A 19,007-nucleotide genomic window follows, 5' to 3' on the forward strand; every position below is an offset into this window, starting at 1 on the left:
CGGGCGGCGGGACAGTTCCTGCGCCCGCCGCCCGTGCTCTTCTCTGATCTGCCTCTAGTGCGTCGAAGGGTCCTGTGCCACCTCGCTGCGGTCGTCCGACCACAGCGTGTGGAAGGTGCCCTCCTTGTCGATGCGCTTGTAGGTGTGCGCTCCGAAGAAGTCGCGCTGGCCCTGGATCAGGCTCGCGGGCAGGCGCTCGGAGGCGAGCGAGTCGTAGTAGCTGAGCGCGGACGCGAAGCCGGGAACGGGGATCCCCGACAGGGCGGCCTTGGCGACGATTCGCCGCCAGGCATCCTCGCCGTCGGCCACGGCCTTGGCGAAGTACTCGTCTTCGAGGAGCGTCGCGATGGTCGAGTCGTTCTCGTAGGCGTCGACGATGCGGTTCAGGAACTGGGCCCGGATGATGCAGCCGCCCCGCCAGATCTTGGCGACGGCGCCCTTGTCGATGTCCCAGCCGTACTCCTTGGCCCCGGCGATGATCGCGTCGAAGCCCTGAGCGTAGGCGACCATCTTCGAGGCGTAGAGCGCCTTCTGCACGTCGTCTTCGAAGCCCTCGCCGGCCTCCTGGATGTCGGGACGGTTCTTGAGCGTCTTCTGCACCGCGGCGCGCTGGTCGGGCTTGGACGACACGGCGCGCGCGAACACGGCCTCGGCGATGCCGCCGACGGGGACGCCCAGGCCGACCGAGTTCTGCACGGTCCAGACGCCGGTGCCCTTGGAGCCCGCCTCGTCGAGGATGAGGTCGACGAGCGGGGTGCCGGTCTCGGCGTCCTTCTGCTTGAGCACCTCGGCGGTGATCTCGATCAGGTACGACTCGAGCTCGCCCTTGTTCCACTCCTCGAACACGGCGGCGATCGCGTCGGGGTCGTGGCCGCCGACGCGGCGGAGGAGGTCGTACGACTCGGCGATGAGCTGCATGTCGGCGTACTCGATGCCGTTGTGGATCATCTTGACGAAGTGCCCGGCGCCGTCGGTGCCGATGTGCGTCACGCACGGCTCGCCCTCGGCGACCGCGGCGATCGACTTCAGGATCGGGCCGAGCGTCTCCCAGGCCTCGGCGCTGCCGCCCGGCATGATCGACGGGCCCTTGAGCGCGCCCTCCTCGCCGCCCGAGATGCCGGTGCCCACGAAGTTGAGGCCCTTCTCCTTCAGGTCGTGCTCGCGGCGGATCGTGTCGTGGAAGTTGGCGTTGCCGCCGTCGACGATGATGTCGCCCTCCTCGAACAGGTCGGCGAGCTGGCCGATAACGGCGTCGGTGCCACGGCCCGCCTGGACCATGATGATCGCCGTGCGGGGCTTCGACAGCGAGGCGACGAAGTCCTCGATCGACTTCGACGCGATAAACCCGGCGTCGCCGTGCTCGTCCATGAGCAGGTCGGTGCGCTCGGGGGAGCGGTTGTAGACGGCAACGGTGTTGCCCTCTCGGCTGGCGAGGTTGCGGGCGAGGTTCGAGCCCATGACGGCCAGCCCCACGACGCCGATGTTCGCCTTTGCGGTCTCTCCGTGTTCGGCCACGGTGCCTCCTTCACAGTAAGTACGGACAATCTATCCACGCTTCTGGGCGGACAGCCAGGGTCTGGCAGTACGAGGTTCGACCATCCGGTGAACGTGCCGTAGACTCCTACCCGAACTTCGGCGAGGGGTGCGGTGCACCCGTTATCGACGCGGTGGGCGGACAGTCCCTGTCTTTCCTCACGCTTATTGATGCGTTCGAGTTGAATTCCCGGGCTCCACGAGAGCCCACCACTTCCAGAAGGAGACACACATGTCTGACGACAACAAGCTGTCCGTCGAGATCCGCACGAGCTTCGGCAAGGGCGCGGCCCGCAAGATCCGCGCCGTCAACAAGATCCCCGCCGTCATCTACGGCCACGGCACCGAGCCGGTCCACGTGACCATGCCCGGCCACGAGACCATGCTGATCACCCGCCGCTCGAACTCGGTCCTCGAGCTCGACATCGAGGGCACCAAGCAGCTCGCCCTCGTCAAGGACATCCAGCGCGACCCGGTCCGCCAGATCATCGAGCACATCGACCTCGTCATCGTCCGCGCCGGCGAGCGCGTCGAGGTCGAGGTCCCCGTTCACATCGAGGGCGAGTCTTACCCCGGCACGATCCACGTGATCGAGTCGAACACTCTGCTGCTCGACGTCGAGGCCACCCACATCCCGCAGAACGTCGTCGTCTCGATCGAGGGCCTCGAGGACGGCGCCCAGATCCTGGCCTCGGCCGTGGAGCTACCGTCCGGCGCCAAGCTGATCAGCGACCCCGAGTCGCTCGTCGTCATCATCAGCCTCCCTCGCGCCGAGGTGGCTGCGGAGGACGAGGTCGCTGCCGAGGGCGACGTGCCCTCGATCGAAGACGAAGAGCGCTCCGAGTAGGTTCTCGCAACGGCACATCCCGAAGGCGGATCAGCGAAGGGCGCAGTCCTGGACGACAACAGATGGCTCGTGGTCGGGCTCGGCAACCCCGGGCCCGGCTACGCGTCCACCCGGCACAACGTCGGCCAGATGGTGCTGTCGCTGCTCGCTGACCGGCTTCACTCGGGTTTCAAGACCCACAAGACGCAGGCGACGGTCGCCGAGGGACGCTCGTTCCCCGGCGGCCCTCGGCTCGTCCTGGCGAAGCCCACCACGTTCATGAACGTGTCCGGCCCGCCGGTGGCGGCCCTGCTGCGCTTCTACGACCTCGACGTGTCGCGGCTCATCGTCGTGCACGACGAGCTCGACATCCCGTTCGACACCCTCAAGATCAAGCAGGGCGGCGGGCACGGAGGCCACAACGGCCTTCGCGACATCATCTCCGCGTGCGGCTCGAAGGACTTCCTCCGGGTGCGGGTCGGCATCGGCCGTCCCCCCGGTCGGCAGGACGCCGCCGACTTCGTGCTGCATGACTTCAGCGCCACCGAGCGCAAGACGCTCCCCAACCTCCTCGACGAGGCGGCCGACGCGGTCGAGCTCATCGCGACCGACGGTCTGACTGCGGCGCAGCTCCGGTTCCACACGGCGAGTTAGGTCCGCGCTGCGGGCTAGTTCCGGCCGTTCGGCTCGCCCTCGGCCAGTGGCCGCGATGGTCGAGCAAATGTCTTTCGGATCGTCGCCCCGTCGCCCACAGGGACGAGCAGGCTCAGCGCGTGGCCCCCGGCTATCGCACCCCACAGTACCGGAATCATGGGTGACACCAGTGCGAGTGGGAGGAACAGCAATGTCCCCGCGACCACCGCGCCGGCGCCTCCGCACGCGACGAGGATGTCAGCACGGGCGCCGAGGGGCATGCGCACGAGATGGCCGGCCGCTATGCCTCTCACTATCGTGCCCCAGGCGTTCATAGGGGCCACGAGTCGGTACACCACGACGTGGCCGGTCTCGTGGACGATGACGGAGGCCGCGAGTGCGGCCATGGCGATACCCGATGCCGTCACCCCGAAGAAGCCGGTGAGGAGTCCTACGGTAGCTGTCAGAACTGCTATCGTGGCGGCCGCGCTCGACCCCCTCGCCTGGACCGCGAGCGACGTCACCACCGCTGGGAGGATCCCTGTCGGCAGGTCGACACTGCGCGTTGCAACGAGCCGAAGGAGGCGTGGGCGTCGCCCGCGTCGCGCCAGTCCCCACGTGACGGTCACGAGGCCGAGTTCACGCGCTAGGTCGAGGTCCGCCTTAGCCGCTTGCATTTTCTTCGACTCGTCGGCGTAATGAGCCCCGATGACCACTACACCACCTCTGGGCTGGACGTCACGCTTGATCTGCACTGCCGCTCCACGTGGTGTCTCGCTGACCCAATGCTGCGAAGCCGATCAGGTAGATCGCGCCAACCCCTGCCAACGTCAGATCTTTGACCTCGGTCGCCAGCCCCTCGGGGACATAGGCGATTCCGGTCGATGGGATCGCGAACAAGACGAGGGCCAGGAAGCTGGCGAGGGTCGTCGTCAGCGATTGCGTCTCACTGATCGGGATGAGGGCGCCGGCCAACAGGCCCCCGCCGAGCGCAAGGCCGCACCGGGCGGGAATCGTCGTCCAAGCGAGGTCTGGGAGGATGCCGAGAGTGACCTCCAGCAAGAGGACGGTCATGGCGGCGGCGACACCGACGCCGGCGTATGTCCAGACCTTTGCGCGCAAGGACTCAGAAGGATCTGCTCCGAGCTGGGTGGGGAGCCAGCGTGTCGTGAGTGTTCGTCCGGTTGCCCCCACGGCAAGTGCGAAGGGGATCACGGGCGCGGCCCCGAGCAACGCGCCGCTGATGGTCGCCATCCGATCATCGACCCTCAGCCCGAGAGCGGCCATGACCGTCGCGATTGCGGCGACGACGGTCATGGCCGTCTGCGGGTTGCGGGCGAAAGACGCGAATTCGAATGTGGCGAGGGCGCGCCGGGGGCCTCGCGGCCGGGGGAGACGCGGCGGCAGGGGGAGGAAGGTCGATTCGGATCTGCCCTTCGGGATGACGCTCCACCCGACGAGCATGGCGATAACGACGGCCGCCCATCCGACGGCAGCGATCCAGATCCCATGATCTCGCGGTGCGACCACGAGCTGCGCCACAACCCGATTTGCGAAGAAGGCATCGTGCCTGCTCCACACTGGTCGGAGAGCGGTCGAGAAGAGCTCTGATGCAGTTGCAGCCACGCTGATCGAGATGAGGATGGTTCCCGCAATCGCCGGTCGGAAGACGTTCGGAAGTCGGCACACGGCAAGGAGGCCGACGAGGCCGGAGAATGTGACGAACGTCGCCACGACCGTGGTGAGGCAGACTGCGACGATGGCAGCGATGCTTCCGCCGAAAGCGTGGCCCTCGTCCGCGACAAGCCAGGCCACCCCGAACGACGGGGAGGCGAGCACCAAGCTACCTAGGACGGCGGCGCCCCCGGGCGGTAGCAACTCGCCGAGACCGGCGGCGCGACGGGAGATCGGAAGCAGAGCCAGGAGTGTCTGAGAGTCGGTCCGAGCCGGAATCGTCAGCCGCAGGACCGTCGTGAAGAGCGCGGTTGTCGCCATGGCGGATGCGAGTGTCGTCGCGAGGAACTGGGTTCGGAGTGGGCCGGGGGCGGCACCATCGATCTGCGCGATGAGGCTGGCGGAGAGGAGCACGCCGAGCGCTATCCAGAGTAAGGCGATCGTGGTTCCGACGACGGCCATCTGCCGTCGCGTCACCGAGAGGGCGGTTTCGATCTCGCGAATCGTCATCCGGGCGATAAAGGCGGCGACGATCAGCGCATCGTCGAGGAGTCGTCGCCCGGGCGACGGGGTCGCGTACGCCATGCTGTCACCGCCGTCGTGGCTCCTGCGATCAGAAGGACGGCAATGATCGTGCCAGTGCCGTTCGGAGTGAAGTTGATGGCGGGAAGGTCGTTCTCGGTGCTGAACCACGCTCGGAACAACCCGGGGAAGGCGACATCCGTCTCTGCTCCGAAGGCGAGAACAACGCACGCCATCACGACGAGGAAGACGATCGCGGCGCCACCGGCCAATCCGGTGAGTGCGCTCAGCACTAGGCGTGCGGTGCGGGGCATGGTTGTCCTTCGGTGTCGGCGAAGAGGGAGGCGATGACCCGTGCCGACTGGTCGGAGCCGTCGGGGCGAATCGTCTTCTCAAGAAAAACCTCCTCGAGATTGATCGCGGAGGGTGACGCTGCTATGAGCGCCTGGGGATTCCCGTTAGCAAGGACCATGCCGTCGGCCAGGATCGTCACGCTGTCGCAGTCCCGCTCGGCACGCAGCATGTCATGCGTCGCGACGACTACGCCGCTGCCAGCGTGGGCAAGGGCTGTAATGAGCTGTCGGAGGACTGCGCCGGTTCGAGGGTCCAGGCCGCGGAACGGTTCGTCGAGGAAGAGGACGTCGGGGACGTGCATCATCGACGCGATGAGATGCAGCTTTCGCTTCATACCGTGCGAGTAGTGGGCGATGAGCCGACGAGAACTGATGTCCAGGTCGAGCAGGCGGCTGATCTTGTGGGCTGTGTCGCGGTCATCCCGTTTGCGAAGAGCATCGTGCAGGTCGAGGAATTCGCTGGCAGTCATCGCTTGCGGGAGCGGCAGGTCGTCTGGTGCGAAGCCGATCAGCTGCCGCGCACCAGGCGTGGCGATGGGGACGCAGACGACATCCACGGTCCCCGAGTCGGCCGCGACCAGGCCGGTCATGGCGTGGAGCGCGGTGGTCTTGCCCGATCCATTCGGCCCGAGCAGGCCGTGGACCTCGCCGGCCCTGACCGTGAGGTCGAGGCCGGCGAGAACCGCCGACTTTCCGTATAGCTTTCCGAGCTGCGTGACCTCGAGGAGGACTTCCCTCTGGGCGGTGGGTCGATTCACTTGCGGCAGTAGAGCTTCCAGGTGCCACCGGACGAGAAGCTGGGCATGTCCAAGGCGGGCCAGGCACCTTTCGTCTGGCAGTAGTAGATGAATGCCGCCATGAACCCCATGGCGATCACGATGGCGATTGCGATGACGATCAGGAAGACGACCCTGTCGACTCTTACGGTCTGGTGGAGTTGAGAACTGACGGGTGTCAGGGTTGACATGAGCAAGTTCGATCCGATCTATGTGTGAAATGCGAATGTAAAAGGAAATACTTGTGTCCTAATTTGCCGATGTCAACATCAAAATGCGGACATTTTGGGGCACAAATCCGCACTTTCTCGTGCAGCCGCTGACCGTCGAGCCAGGGGCCGGTGTCGGAGGGCCTGCGTACACTCGTACGAGTGATCCTCCAGGGCTTGATTCCTGCGCTTTCGCGCGCCTCGACGTTCGGCGACGCCCTCGAGGGGGCTGAGAGATCGAGCGACTTCTCCGTGGTCGACGGGCTGCGCGTTCCGCTGCTCGCCGGGCTCCTCTCCAGCCGGGAGGGGCCGCAGCGCCAGACCCCCCAGTGCCTCCTCGTCATCACCGCGACGGGCCGGGAGTCCGAGGCAGTCCGCTCGGCGATCTCCTCCTACATCCCCGAGGCCGAGGTGCTCGAGTTCCCCGCGTGGGAGACCCTGCCCCACGAGCGCCTCAGCCCGAGCGCCGAGACCGTGGGCAAGCGCATCCGCGCTCTCCGGCGCCTCGCGGAGTGGGAGAAGACCGAGAAGGTCGCAGGAACTCCGCCACTCGTCGTCGTCGCCGGCGTCCGGGCGGCCCTCCAGCCCCTCTCCGACAACCTCGCCGACGTCGACCCCGTCGTGCTCGCCACCGGCACGCGCGGCCACGACCTGTCGGGCATCGCCACGCAGCTCGTCGACCTCGCCTACGCCCGCGTCGACATGGTCACGCGACGCGGCGAGTTCGCCGTGCGCGGCGGCATCCTCGACGTCTTCCCGCCGACAGCCGAGCACCCCGTCCGCGTCGACTTCTTCGGCGACGAGGTCGACCAGATCCGTCCGTTCTCCGTGGCCGACCAGCGCAGCCTCGACTCCGAGGTGACCGAGGTCGAGTTGCCGCCCAGTCGCGAGATGCTGCTCACCGAAATCGTCCGACAGCGTGCGCGCGAGATGCAGCACGAGTTCCCGAGCCTGGCGCAGATGCTCGAGAAGCTCGGCCAGGGGATCCCCGTCGAGGGCATGGAGTCGCTGGCACCGGCGCTGGTGCACCGCCTGGTGCCGATCACGCACTATCTGCCGCAGAGTGCGGCCATCGCGGTGCTGTCTCCTGAGCGAGTCGTGTCGCGGGCGAAGAGCCTGGCCGAGACGAACCGCGAGTTCTTGCAGGCTGCCTGGATCGCGGCCACCGCCGGCGCCGAGGCCCCGATCGACCTCGACTCGGGCGACTTCCTCACCGTCGGCGACCTGCGGCTGAAGGCCGACGGCCGAGCCTGGTGGTCGATCTCGGGCTTCGACTCGGGTCTCGTGCTCACCGACGAAGAGAAGATCGAGGCCGCCGGCGACTACCGCCGCGTCGACGCCGAGACCGTCCCCAGCTTCGCCGGCAACGCCGAGGGCGCCGCCCTGCACGTCGCCGAGCGCGTCTCCGAGGGCTGGACCGTCGTCGTCACGGCCCGCGGCACCGGGCTCGTCGACCGCGCCCGCGACGTGCTCGCCGAGCTCGGCGTCGCGGCACGCGTTCAGGAGTCCCTGCCCGCCGACCCCGAACCCGGCGTCGCGCACCTCGTCACCGCCGGCGTCGAGGCCGGCTTCGAGATCCCGTCGGCGAAGCTCTCCGTGCTCAGCGAGTCCGACTTCTTCGGCCGGGCCGCCGGCTACGAGTCGCGGCAGGTCAAGAAGCTCGCCTCGCGACGCAAGAACGTCGTCGACCCCTTGCAGCTCAAGGCCGGAGACATCGTCGTGCACTCCACGCACGGCATCGGCAGGTTCCTGGAGCTCACCAGCCGCGAGGTGTCGACCGGCGGCCGCAACGCCGTCAAGCACAACCGCGAGTATCTCGTGCTCGAGTACGCGCCGTCGAAGCGCGGCCAGGCGGGCGACCGCCTCTACGTGCCGACCGACCAGCTCGACCTCCTCAGCCGCTACGTCGGCGGCGAGGCCCCGAAGCTCAGCAAGATGGGCGGCAGCGACTGGTCTCAGGCCAAGGGCAAGGCCCGCAAGGCCGTCCGCGACATCGCCGTCGAGCTCGTGAAGCTCTACTCCGCGCGCATGGCCTCGAAAGGGTACGCGTTCGGCCCCGACACCCCGTGGCAGCGCGAGCTCGAAGAGGCGTTTCCGTTCGCCGAGACGCCCGACCAGCTCACGACCATCGACGAGATCAAGGCCGACATGGAGCGGCCCATCCCGATGGACCGCCTCATCTCGGGCGACGTCGGCTACGGCAAGACGGAGGTCGCGATCCGTGCCGCCTTCAAGGCCGTGCAAGACGGCAAGCAGGTCGCCATGCTCGTCCCGACGACACTGCTCGTGAAGCAGCACATGGAGACCTTCTCGGAGCGCTTCGCCGGGTTCCCGGTGCACCTGCGCGCCCTCAGCCGCTTCCAGTCGGCGAAGGAGTCGAAGGAGACGATCAAGGGCATCGGCGACGGCACCGTCGACATCGTCATCGGCACGCACCGCATCCTGACCGAGGGCCTCGCGTTCAAAGACCTCGGCCTCGTCATCATCGACGAGGAGCAGCGGTTCGGCGTGGAGCACAAAGACCAGCTGAAGAAGCTCAAGACCAACGTCGACATCCTCGCGATGAGCGCGACGCCGATCCCGCGCACGCTCGAGATGGCGGTCACGGGAATCCGCGAGATGTCGACGCTGGCGACGCCACCCGAAGATCGGCACCCGATCCTCACCTTCGTGGGGCCGAACAGCGACCGCCAGATCGCCGCCGCCATCCGGCGGGAGCTGCTGCGCGAGGGTCAGATCTTCTTCGTGCACAACCGCGTCTCGTCGATCAACCGCATCGCCGCCCAGCTCGCCGAGCTCGTGCCCGAGGCGCGCATCGCCGTCGCTCACGGGCAGATGCCCGAGTCGGCGCTCGAGCAGGTCATGGTCGACTTCTGGGAGCGCAAGTTCGACGTGCTCGTCTCGACGACCATCATCGAGACCGGTCTCGACATCGCCAACGCGAACACCCTGATCATCGACCGCGCCGACCGGTACGGCCTCTCGCAGCTGCACCAGCTCCGCGGCCGCGTCGGCCGGGGGCGCGAGCGCGGCTACGCGTACTTCCTCTTCGACGCCGACAAGCCGCTCAGCGAGACGGCTCAAGACCGCCTGGAGACGATCGCCGCCAACAACGAGCTCGGCGCGGGCATGCAGGTCGCGCTGAAAGACCTGGAGATCCGAGGCGCCGGAAACCTGCTCGGCGGCGAGCAGTCGGGCCACATCGCGGGTGTCGGCTTCGACCTCTACCTGCGGATGATCGGCGAGGCCGTGAATGCGTTCCGCGGCGATGTGGCCGAGGGCCAGACCGAGCTGCGGCTCGAGCTGCCGGTCGACGCCCACATCCCCGAAGACTACGTCGAGAGCGAGCGCCTGCGCCTCGAGGCCTACCAGAAGCTGTCCACCGCCTCGTCGCCGACCTCCACCGACGAGCAGATCGACTCCGTCCTCGACGAGATGAAAGACCGGTACGGCGAGCCGCCCGCCGAGGTGCTCGCGCTCATCGAGGTCTCGCGCCTCCGCCGCATGGCCCAGAAGACGGGTTTGAGCGAAGTCGTCGCCATGGGCTCCAACCTCCGGGTGGCGGCGCAGGAACTCCCCGACTCCGTCCAGCTCCGCCTCGGCCGGCTGTTCCCCGGCGGCCGCTACTTCGCGCAGACGAAGTCCGTGTCGGTGCCAATGCCGCGGAAGAACGGCGAGCCCCTGCCGGACGCCGAGCTGATCGAGTGGGTCGAGCAGCTGCTCACCGCGATCTACGACGCGGCGCCGGCGAAGCCGGCCGGCAGCGCGGCGCCGTCGCCGGGGTAGGCGGCGCGCGACCTGCGGGGCGCTAGATCGCGATCCGCGTCGGGTCCGACCCGGGGCGGCGACGGGAAGTGCGATCTCGCGGCCGCGTCGTGGGGCGGTCGGGCGGCGGGTCCGGAGTTCCTGCGCCCGGGGCTGCCCCTCGGAATCGGCACGGAGAGACGCGGTCGGCTGCAGAGTCCACGCGCTCGGTGCGGCCGCGCGGCTGGCTTGGGCGCGAGATCGCGATTGGCGTCGGGTCTGACCCGGCGGGCGACGAGAAGTGCTATCTCGCCGCTGCGGCCTGCGGCCTGCGGCCTGCGGCCTGCGGCCTGCGGCCTGCGGCCTGCGGCCTGCGGCCTGCGGCCCGGTGAGGTGCGGCGGGCGCGAGGAGCGCGCCGGCGCGAGGAACGCGGCGGACGCGAGGAACGCGGCGGACGCGAGGAACGCGGCGGGCGCGAGGGGCGGCGCTCGGCGGGGCGCGGCGCGGGCCGGGCTCAGCGCACGCGACGTTGGTGCGCGCGCTTGAGCATGCTCACCAGAACGGCCGCGATGACGATCGAGATGCCCGAGCCGAGGAGCACGGCGAGCGTGCCCTCGTCGACGATCTCCTCCGACTGCTTGAAGGCGAGCTCGTTCATGAGGAGCGAGACGGTGAAGCCGATGCCGCCCAGCATCGCGACGGTGACGATCTCGACCATCGACAGCGTCTGACTGCGGCGGGCCGGGTCGGGGTTGCGGAAGATGCGGGAGGCGATCCCGCCGGCGAGAGTGATCCCGATGAGCTTGCCGACGGGGAGCGCGATGACGATCGCCCAGAACACGGGGCTGAGCTCGCCGAGCCCGACGCTCGGCACGACGACCGCCGCGGCGGCGAAGGCGAAGACGGGCAGCACGATGCCGTTGGTGAACGGCTCGAGCGCGTGGACGGCCTTGCGGGCCGGACCGAGCGGCAGCACCAGGCCGACGGCGACCGCGGCGATCGTCGCGTGCACGCCCGAGCGGTAGACGAGGTACCAGGTGACGACGGCCAGGACGGTGATCATCACGACGACGGCGACGCCGGCGGCGCCCGTGCGACGGCCGAGCAGCTTGCCCGCGGCGAAGGTGGCGATCACGGCCACGACGCCGAGCGCGAGAAACAGCAGGTTGCTGCCGTGGGTGAAGAACACCGCGATGATCAGGATGGCGATGAGGTCGTCGAGCACGGCGAGCGCCAGCAGGAACACCCGGATGCGACCCGGCAACGCCGACCCGAAGACCGCGAGGACGCCGAGGGCGAAGGCGATGTCGGTGGCGGTCGGCACCGGCCAGCCCGAGGAGTACCGGGTGCCGGCCGTGACGAGCAGGTAGACGCCGGCCGGGACGATCACGCCGCCGACCGCGGCGATCGCCGGCACGAGGGCCTTCGACACCGAGTTGAGGTCGCCGCGCACCAGCTCGTGCTTGAGATCGACGGCGACGACGAAGAAGAAGAGGGCGAGGAGGCCGTCCGAGATCCAGTGCCCCACCGACAGGTCGAGCCCGATGGACGGGAAGCCGAAGTGGAAGGCCTTGATGTCGAGCAGAGCGGGCCCGGTGGCGAGGTTCGCGAGGAGGAGGCCGAGCACGGCGGCGCCGAGGAGAATGCCCGCGGACGCGCGCTCCGAGCGGAAGAGAGAGCTCATGGAGTCCTGACTGATGAGGTCGAGCCCTGAGAAGGGGTCGACGGGGGAAGCGTCGACCAGACTTCCCGACTCACCGAGAAGCATTCTATCGTGAGACCACCGACATCGGCTGGGACAGGAGACACGTGACGGACCACGACGCGGGCACGGCCATCGAGGCTCTTCAGCACACGGTCGACGATCTGCTCGACCCGCCCGGCTGCGAGTGGAACCGCGCCCAGACTCACGCCTCGCTCGTGACCTACCTGCTCGAGGAGTCCTACGAGCTGGTCGAGGCCATCGAGGCGGGCTCGGCCGACGATCTCCGCGAGGAGCTCGGCGACGTGCTGTACCAGGTGGTGCTCCACGCCGGTATCGCCCAGCGCGCGGGGGAGGGTTTCGGCCTGGCCGAGGTCGTCGACGACGTCGACGCGAAGATCCGCAGGAGGCACCCGCACGTGTTCGGCCCGGACACAGCCGCCGACGTCGATGACATCGTCCGGCTCTGGTCGGCGGCGAAGGCCGTCGAGAAGGCGGGGCGCGAGAGCGCGTTCGACGGGGTCCCTCTCGGACTCCCGGCGCTGTCGCGCGTTCAGAAGATCGCGGGTCGCGCAGGCGAGGCAAGGGGCGCAGGAACTCGACGCGGCACCTTTGCCGCCGACACCGAGCTCGACTGGGGACGCCACCTGCTCGCCGAGGTCGACGAGGCATCGGCTCGCGGCTGGGATGCGGAACGGGCTCTGCGCGAGGCTCTGCGTGAGCGCGAGCAGGCGCTGCGTGCCCGAGAAACGTCGCTGCGCACCCGAGAAAAGTCGCTGCGCGGAGAAGAAGAGTGGCGGGGCGCCCCACAACCCGAATAGAGGGGACCCCGCCCGGATCAGTGATCAGCCGACCCGATCGCGCTTGTTCAGCGCGACGTGATCACTCTACACCAGACTGAAATGTCATCTGAACATTCTCGGTATTTCACCAGGTCGTTTTCGTGTGCGACTGCTCTGTTATCGTGATTCAGCTTGCTCGGGGGCGCAGGGTCTCCGGAAGCGGGCAATCGTGAAGGACGGCTCGTGCCCCGGAAACCCGACCCCACTCGCAAGCCGGAGCTCCTGGGGCGGATTCTCGAGCATCTCGCCGGCCGCACGCTCGCGACCGTGTCGTTCCGGACGCTGGCCGAGGCCCTCGGTGTCAGCACGTACGTCTTCGTCTACCACTTCGGCAACCGGGCGCAGCTCGTCGACGAGATCGTGCGCGCGATCGTCGCCCGCCAGGACGCCCTCCTGGCCGTCGACCCGGTCGACCTCGACGAGCCTGCGTGGCTCCAGTTCATCGAGACGGCCTGGGCCGAGGTATCGACGCCGTACAACCTGCAGCTGATGCGCCTCGAGTACGAGGCGGCGATGCTGGAGATGATCGACGGCGATGCCGGCGGGATCGCGCGCTCGGCCGTGTCGCGGTGGCAGGCCTTCACCAAGCACTGGTGCATCGCGCGCGGCCTCGACGTTGACGTCGCCGACGTGGAGTCGCGGCTGTTCACCGACACGATCTACGGGCTGCAGTACGACGCTCTGGCGACGGGCGACACCGAGCGGGTAACGGCGGCGTTCCGCCTCCACGTGCGCGCGTTCGCGGCACGAGTGCGGGCGACGGCCGCCGCGGCCGTCTGACCTGTCAGCCGTGAGATGAACGGTGCCCCGCGCTCTAGCGCGGGGCACCGCCAGCCTGGCCGGGATCGTCGCCGCAGGGAAGGGACGAGCCGCCAGGCAGACGAGCGCGCAACCCGATTCGCGCTCGTCGGTCTCGGGGAGCAGCAGTCACGAGGAAGGGGCGACTCGTGTCTGCTGCTCTGCCATGCGGGCGACACCCAGCGTACATGACATGTTACATGGAGACAAGTCACGGCTTCATCCGCCCATCTGGGAGGATTGATGCATGCCCTCTCCCGTGAACCCGCCCCGCGGAATGCGCGACTTCCTCCCGGCCGACAAGCGACGGCGCGATCTCGTGCTCGGGACCATCCGCGAGACCTATCGCTCGTACGGCTTCGACGAGATCGAGACGCCCGTCGTCGAGGAGAGCTCGCGGCTGCATGCCGGGCTCGGCGGAGACAACGAGAAGCTCGCCTTCGCGATCATGAAGCGCGGCCTGAGCACTGAGAAGCTGCAGAGCGCCGAAACGGCGCTCGACCTCGCCGATCTCGGCCTCCGCTTCGACCTCACCGTGCCGCTCGCCCGGTTCTACGCCACCCACCGCGCGACGCTTCCGACCGTCTTCCGCGCCATCCAGATCGCCCCGGTGTGGCGCGCAGAGCGTCCGCAGAAGGGTCGCTACCGCCAGTTCGTGCAGTGCGACATCGACATCATCGGCGAAGCCGGCCCGATGGCCGAGATCGAGCTGATCAGCGCGACCGCCGAGGTGCTCGGGCGCCTCGGCCTCGTCGGCACCACCATCCGAATCAACGACCGGCGCATCCTCCTCGGGCTGCTGTCGCACTGGAAGGTGCCGACGGCGCGATTCGACACCGCGCTGGTGATCATCGACAAGCTCGACAAGATCGGGATCGACGGCGTCGTCGGCGAGCTGGCCGAGATCGGAGTCCCGACCGACGACCTCGCGGCGCAGCTGGCGGAGCTGGCGGGGGCCACCTGGGAGTCCTCGGCGGGTGCTCGTTGGCTCGACGCCGAGGCCTTCGGCGACCTGCTGTCGCTGCGCGAGGCGCTTCCGGACGCCCGGCTCGAGTTCGACCCGACGCTGGTGCGCGGCATGGGCTACTACACGGGCACCATCTTCGAGGTGGCCCACCCCGACTTCGGCTACTCGCTCGGCGGCGGCGGGCGCTACGACGGGATGATCGGGCGGTTCCTCGGCGCCGACGTGCCGGCGGCCGGCTTCTCGCTCGGCTTCGAGCGGCTCGTCGACCTCGTCGAGCTGCCCGGCGGCTCGGCCGAGGGCTCCGTCATCCTCTACGACGCCACAGTCCCACCCGCCGAGCTGGTGCGCCTCCAGCACGAGCTCGCCGCCGACGGCACCCGGGTGCGCCTCGACAGGCGCGCGAAGAACCTCAAGAACCAGCTCGCCGGCCTGGCCGAGCTCGGCTACACGCGCTTCGCCACCCTCGCCGATGCGGCAGCGCCCTTGGAGTGGAAGCCGCTCAGCTAGACGGGGCGGCTACGGCCGAGCGGGGCCTGTGGAGAACGTCTCCTCCCCGATGAGGCCGGTGGGTAGGATTGGGGCCGGGTCAGCGCCGGTGACGCTCGCGGCCCTCGTAGTCAGTCAACCGAAGGAGTAATTCCGTGGCAGCAATCGACGCCGTAGGCGCCCGCGAAATCCTCGACTCGCGGGGCAACCCCACGGTCGAGGTCGAAGTCCTGCTCGACGACGGCGTGGTCGCCCGCGCCGCAGTGCCGTCCGGCGCATCGACCGGTGCCTTCGAGGCGTACGAGCTCCGCGACGGAGACAAGGCCCGTTACCAGGGCAAAGGCGTGCTCAAGGCCGTCGCCGCCGTCATCGACGAGATCGGCCCTGAGATCGAGGGCCTCGACGCCACCGACCAGCGCGTCATCGACGGCGCCATGATCGCCCTCGACGGCACCGACAACAAGGCCCGCCTCGGCGCCAACGCCATCCTCGGCGTCTCGCTCGCCGTCGCCCGTGCCGCAGCCGACTCGGCCGACCTGCCGCTGTTCCGCTACATCGGCGGCCCGAACGCGCACACGCTGCCCGTGCCGATGATGAACGTCATCAACGGCGGCTCGCACGCCGACAGCAACGTCGACATCCAGGAGTTCATGATCCTGCCGATCGGCGCCTCGACGTTCTCCGAGGCGCTCCGCTGGGGCACCGAGACCTACCACGTGCTCAAGGGCCTGCTCAAGTCTCAGGGTCTCTCGACCGGCCTGGGCGACGAGGGCGGCTTCGCGCCCAACCTCTCGAGCAATCGCGCCGCGCTCGACCTCCTCGTCGAGGCGATCACGACCGCCGGCTTCACCCCCGGCAAAGACATCGCGCTCGGCCTCGACGTCGCCTCCAGCGAGTTCTTCAAGGACGGCTCGTACACCTTCGAGGGCTCCGCGAAGTCGGCCGAGCAGATGTCGTCGTACTACGAGGAGCTCGTGGCCTCGTACCCCCTCGTCACCATCGAAGACCCCCTCGACGAAGACGACTGGGAGGGCTGGGCTCACCTCACGTCCGTCATCGGCTCGAAGACCCAGATCGTGGGCGACGACCTGTTCGTCACGAACCCGACGCGCCTCGCCAAGGGCATCGAGAACGGCGCCGCCAACGCGCTGCTCGTCAAGGTCAACCAGATCGGCACGCTGACCGAGACCCTCGACGCCGTCGCGCTCGCTCAGCGCTCCGGCTACAAGACGGTCATGTCGCACCGATCGGGCGAGACCGAAGACACCACGATCTCCGACCTCGCGGTCGCGACCGACGGCGGCCAGATCAAGACCGGCGCCCCGGCTCGCTCCGAGCGCGTCGCGAAGTACAACCAGCTGCTCCGCATCGAGGAGGAGCTCGGCGAGGCCGCGATCTACGCCGGCGCGTCGGCGTTCCCGCGCTTCACGGCGTAGTCACGAGCACCGGCAGGCCCGCCCCGCGCACGTCGCGGGGCGGGCCTTCGCCGTGTCGGCGGCGGGGTGGCAGTTCCTGCGCCCAGATCACTCTCAGCGACCCACCGCCGCAGCGGCTCGAGAAGCCGGAACGGTCGCCTAGGGTCGGAGCATGGCCGAGACACCCCGCACCCGCAGTGCGTCCGACAGGCGGGCACCCGTCAAGCGCGTCCCCGTCAGCCTGCCCGCGATGGAGAGCGCCGCCGGCGGGTGGCTCCGCGGCATGCGGTTCTCCGGCTTCAGTCTGCTCATGCTCGTGATAATCGTGCTCTTCATCGTCATCCTGGCCCCGAGCCTGCGCACGCTCATCCAGCAGCAGCAGCAGATCACGCAGCTGCAGGGGCAGGTCGACGAGCAGAAGCAGAACGTGGACGACCTCAAAGACGACGTCGCGCGCTGGAACGACCCGGCCTACATCGAGGCGCAGGCCCGCGACCGCCTGCTCTACGTCTACCCGGGCGAGTACAGCTACCTGGTGATGGACGACTCAAAGTCGAGCGGCACGACGTCGACCACGTCGACGGGCACGAAGATCACCAGAGACATCCAGACCCCGACGGTCGACTGGGTGAGCGCGATGCAGGCGTCGATCCTCGATGCGGGGCTGACCGACGAGCCGGCGACGAAGCTGGTCGCCCCCGACATCAGCGGCAAGAAGTAGCGTTTAGGCTTGGTGGCGAAATGACCACGCCTCCCTTCGCCGCCGTCGCCGAGCGCGACATCCAGATCGTGTCCGCCCAGCTCGGCCGCCCCGCGCGCAACGTGATCGGCATCGCAGCGCGGTGCGTCTGCGGCAACCCCACGGTGGTCTCGACGAAGCCGCGCCTCGCCGACGGGACGCCGTTCCCCACCCTGTACTACCTGTGCCACCCGGGCGCGACCGCCGCCATCTCGACCCTCGAGGCGAACGGCGTCATGGCCGAGTTCACCGACCAGATGGCATCGAGCCCCGAGCTCAAGCAGCAGTATGCCGCGGCGCACGAGGCCTACCTCGCCGACCGCGAGAGCATCGAGCACGTCGACGAGATCGCGCACGTGACCGCCGGCGGCATGCCCCAGCGCATCAAGTGCCTGCACGCGCTGGCCGGCCACGCGCTGGCCGCCGGCCCCGGCGTCAACCCGTTCGGCGACCTCGCCCTCGAGCGCGCGACCTGGAGCCCTGACGTCTGCACCTGCGACGACTACCTCCTCGAGAGCTGATCGGATGCGCCGGGGGAGCGCCATCGTGGCGTTCGTCGCCGCAGTCGCCCTTGCCCTCCTGCTGCCGGCCTCGGCGGCGTCGGCCGACTCGATCCGCGACCGCGAGTACTGGCTGAGCGACTACGGCATCGAGCAGGCGTGGGCGACGACCCGCGGCGAGGGGGTGAAGATCGCCGTCATCGACTCGGGCGTCGACGGCAGCGTCCGAGAGCTGCAGGGCGCCGTCGCGGGCGGCACCGACTTCTCGGGGTCGGGCGGAGCGAACGGCCAGACCCCGATCGGCGACGACTCCGCGCACGGCACGCTCGTCGCCTCCCTTCTCGTCGGGAGGGGCACGGGCGCAGGAACCGGCGTGATCGGCGTCGCACCCGACGCCCAGGTGCTCAGCATCTCCGTCGGGTTCGGCGCCCAGGCCACGGACGCCGACGACCAGATCGCCAAGGCGGTGCGGTGGGCCGTCGACCACGGCGCCAAGGTCATCAACATGTCGTTGACGCGCAACACGCTGGACTGGCCGCAGAGCTGGGACTCCGCGTTCCTCTACGCGATGAAGAAGAACGTCGTCGTCGTGGCTGCCGCAGGCAACCGGGGGAGCGGCACGGACGAGGTCGGAGCGCCGGCGACCATGCCCGGCGTGCTCGCCGTGGCCGGTGTCGACCAGTCGCAGAACGCCTCGTTCGACGCGTCGAGCCAGGGCATCACCATCGGCGTGGCCGCACCGAGCGAAGGCCTCGTCGGCGTCGGCCCCGGTGGGCAGTACCTGCTCTGGTCAGGAACCAGCGGTGCGGCCCCGCTCGTCTCGGGCATCGCCGCTCTCGTGATCGCGGCGCACCCCGGCATCAGCGCGGATGACGTGATCCAGCGCATCGTCTCGACGGCGACGCCGAAAGGCAGCCCGTCGCCCGGGCCGATCTACGGGCACGGACTGGTGAACGCCGAGGCGGCTGTCACGCGCGACGTCGCCCACGCCACCGAGAACCCTCTCGGCAGCCTGACCGACTGGGTGCGGCTGCACCGTCGGGCCGAGGCCGCGCCCATCCCGACCTCGTCGCCCGAGCCCTCGGCTCCTGTGACGGCGACGCCGACGACAGCTGTCGCCAATAGGGACGGAAACGCTGGGTTCCCCCCGTCAACCCAGGAGCTGCGCTCCACTGCCATCCCGCTGGCGGTTTACGCTGGTCTCGGTGTCAGTGTGATCGCCGTCGTCATCGGGGCCGTTCGGCATTTCAAACGCTTACGCAACAGGCACTAGCCTGTTTCTCGTCC

At 68.8% G+C, this 19,007-nt stretch carries 17 protein-coding genes; 10 read left to right on the top strand and 7 right to left on the bottom strand.

Translation table 11 applies throughout. The annotated features are described in order from the left end of the window. Positions 1 to 54: 54 nt before the first annotated feature. Positions 55 to 1,515, bottom strand: coding sequence for an NADP-dependent phosphogluconate dehydrogenase (gene gndA, locus AC3CBB_RS01205; RefSeq protein ID WP_488625678.1), 1,461 nt, complete (start codon positions 1,513 to 1,515; stop codon positions 55 to 57). Positions 1,516 to 1,765: 250 nt separating this feature from the next. On the opposite strand from gndA, the gene AC3CBB_RS01210 reads away from it, so the two are divergent. Next, positions 1,766 to 2,380 carry a 50S ribosomal protein L25/general stress protein Ctc gene (locus tag AC3CBB_RS01210; protein ID WP_123506275.1) on the top strand — a complete coding sequence of 205 codons (615 nt, stop codon included), beginning with the start codon at positions 1,766 to 1,768 and terminating at the stop codon, positions 2,378 to 2,380. Positions 2,381 to 2,428: 48 nt separating this feature from the next. After that, positions 2,429 to 3,013, top strand: coding sequence for an aminoacyl-tRNA hydrolase (pth, locus tag AC3CBB_RS01215; protein ID WP_123506274.1), 585 nt, complete (start codon positions 2,429 to 2,431; stop codon positions 3,011 to 3,013). Between the two features lie 14 nt (positions 3,014 to 3,027). Here pth and AC3CBB_RS01220 read toward each other — a convergent pair whose 3' ends face one another. Genes AC3CBB_RS01220 through AC3CBB_RS01240 form a run of 5 tightly spaced genes read right to left on the bottom strand, consistent with a single transcriptional unit; the run spans position 3,028 to position 6,508 of the window. After that, entirely contained in the window at positions 3,028 to 3,747 is a 720-nt protein-coding gene (locus AC3CBB_RS01220; protein WP_488625679.1) for a hypothetical protein, read from the bottom strand. Beyond that, a complete protein-coding gene (locus tag AC3CBB_RS01225) occupies positions 3,731 to 5,251 on the bottom strand; it encodes a hypothetical protein (RefSeq protein WP_488625680.1) in 1,521 nt (506 codons plus the stop codon). The genes AC3CBB_RS01220 and AC3CBB_RS01225 overlap by 17 nt, the downstream gene beginning before the upstream one ends. Continuing rightward, positions 5,200 to 5,502, bottom strand: a complete 303-nt coding sequence (locus AC3CBB_RS01230; protein ID WP_488625681.1) for a hypothetical protein — start codon at positions 5,500 to 5,502, stop codon at positions 5,200 to 5,202. The genes AC3CBB_RS01225 and AC3CBB_RS01230 overlap by 52 nt, the downstream gene beginning before the upstream one ends. Continuing rightward, positions 5,481 to 6,299, bottom strand: coding sequence for an ABC transporter ATP-binding protein (locus AC3CBB_RS01235; RefSeq protein WP_488625682.1), 819 nt, complete (start codon positions 6,297 to 6,299; stop codon positions 5,481 to 5,483). The genes AC3CBB_RS01230 and AC3CBB_RS01235 overlap by 22 nt, the downstream gene beginning before the upstream one ends. Beyond that, entirely contained in the window at positions 6,296 to 6,508 is a 213-nt protein-coding gene (locus AC3CBB_RS01240; protein ID WP_488625683.1) for a hypothetical protein, read from the bottom strand. The genes AC3CBB_RS01235 and AC3CBB_RS01240 overlap by 4 nt, the downstream gene beginning before the upstream one ends. Before the next feature lie 180 nt (positions 6,509 to 6,688). Here AC3CBB_RS01240 and mfd point away from each other — a divergent pair, with 180 nt between their 5' ends. Then, positions 6,689 to 10,312, top strand: coding sequence for a transcription-repair coupling factor (mfd, locus tag AC3CBB_RS01245; RefSeq protein ID WP_488625684.1), 3,624 nt, complete (start codon positions 6,689 to 6,691; stop codon positions 10,310 to 10,312). Positions 10,313 to 10,785: 473 nt separating this feature from the next. Here the strand turns inward: mfd and AC3CBB_RS01250 are convergent, their stop codons facing one another. Next, a complete protein-coding gene (locus AC3CBB_RS01250; RefSeq protein ID WP_488625685.1) occupies positions 10,786 to 11,955 on the bottom strand; it encodes a Na+/H+ antiporter NhaA in 1,170 nt (389 codons plus the stop codon). A gap of 125 nt (positions 11,956 to 12,080) precedes the next feature. Between AC3CBB_RS01250 and AC3CBB_RS01255 the strand changes: the two genes are divergently transcribed. From AC3CBB_RS01255 to AC3CBB_RS01285, 7 genes are all read left to right on the top strand, one after another. After that, the gene (locus AC3CBB_RS01255) at positions 12,081 to 12,794 is read left to right on the top strand and encodes a MazG nucleotide pyrophosphohydrolase domain-containing protein (RefSeq protein ID WP_488625686.1); all 714 of its coding nucleotides are present in this window, start codon (positions 12,081 to 12,083) and stop codon (positions 12,792 to 12,794) included. 204 nt (positions 12,795 to 12,998) lie between these two features. Then, entirely contained in the window at positions 12,999 to 13,595 is a 597-nt protein-coding gene (locus AC3CBB_RS01260; RefSeq protein WP_488625687.1) for a TetR/AcrR family transcriptional regulator, read from the top strand. 265 nt (positions 13,596 to 13,860) lie between these two features. Beyond that, on the top strand, positions 13,861 to 15,087 hold the full coding sequence (hisS, locus tag AC3CBB_RS01265) for a histidine--tRNA ligase (RefSeq protein ID WP_488625688.1): 1,227 nt from the start codon (positions 13,861 to 13,863) through the stop codon (positions 15,085 to 15,087). A 134-nt stretch (positions 15,088 to 15,221) separates the two neighbouring features. After that, on the top strand, positions 15,222 to 16,502 hold the full coding sequence (gene eno, locus AC3CBB_RS01270) for a phosphopyruvate hydratase (protein ID WP_488625689.1): 1,281 nt from the start codon (positions 15,222 to 15,224) through the stop codon (positions 16,500 to 16,502). Positions 16,503 to 16,653: 151 nt separating this feature from the next. Continuing rightward, positions 16,654 to 17,202: an FtsB family cell division protein gene (locus AC3CBB_RS01275; RefSeq protein WP_488625690.1), complete on the top strand. Its 549-nt coding sequence runs from the start codon at positions 16,654 to 16,656 to the stop codon at positions 17,200 to 17,202. Between the two features lie 20 nt (positions 17,203 to 17,222). Continuing rightward, on the top strand, positions 17,223 to 17,741 hold the full coding sequence (locus AC3CBB_RS01280) for a DUF501 domain-containing protein (RefSeq protein ID WP_488625691.1): 519 nt from the start codon (positions 17,223 to 17,225) through the stop codon (positions 17,739 to 17,741). Between the two features lie 4 nt (positions 17,742 to 17,745). Then, the gene (locus tag AC3CBB_RS01285; RefSeq protein WP_488625692.1) at positions 17,746 to 18,993 is read left to right on the top strand and encodes a S8 family peptidase; all 1,248 of its coding nucleotides are present in this window, start codon (positions 17,746 to 17,748) and stop codon (positions 18,991 to 18,993) included. Positions 18,994 to 19,007 lie beyond the last annotated feature (14 nt).

It is taken from the genome of Frondihabitans sp. OV104, assembly GCF_057787745.1.

Coding starts and splice junctions, on each gene's coding strand:
- AC3CBB_RS01210 (WP_123506275.1), top strand. CDS start 1,766: ATGTCTGACGACAACAAGCTGTCCGTCGAGATCCGCACGAGCTTCGGC.
- AC3CBB_RS01225 (WP_488625680.1), bottom strand. CDS start 5,251: ATGGCGTACGCGACCCCGTCGCCCGGGCGACGACTCCTCGACGATGCG.
- AC3CBB_RS01230 (WP_488625681.1), bottom strand. CDS start 5,502: ATGCCCCGCACCGCACGCCTAGTGCTGAGCGCACTCACCGGATTGGCC.
- AC3CBB_RS01240 (WP_488625683.1), bottom strand. CDS start 6,508: ATGTCAACCCTGACACCCGTCAGTTCTCAACTCCACCAGACCGTAAGA.
- AC3CBB_RS01250 (WP_488625685.1), bottom strand. CDS start 11,955: ATGAGCTCTCTCTTCCGCTCGGAGCGCGCGTCCGCGGGCATTCTCCTC.
- hisS (WP_488625688.1), top strand. CDS start 13,861: ATGCCCTCTCCCGTGAACCCGCCCCGCGGAATGCGCGACTTCCTCCCG.
- AC3CBB_RS01275 (WP_488625690.1), top strand. CDS start 16,654: ATGGCCGAGACACCCCGCACCCGCAGTGCGTCCGACAGGCGGGCACCC.
- AC3CBB_RS01280 (WP_488625691.1), top strand. CDS start 17,223: ATGACCACGCCTCCCTTCGCCGCCGTCGCCGAGCGCGACATCCAGATC.
- AC3CBB_RS01285 (WP_488625692.1), top strand. CDS start 17,746: ATGCGCCGGGGGAGCGCCATCGTGGCGTTCGTCGCCGCAGTCGCCCTT.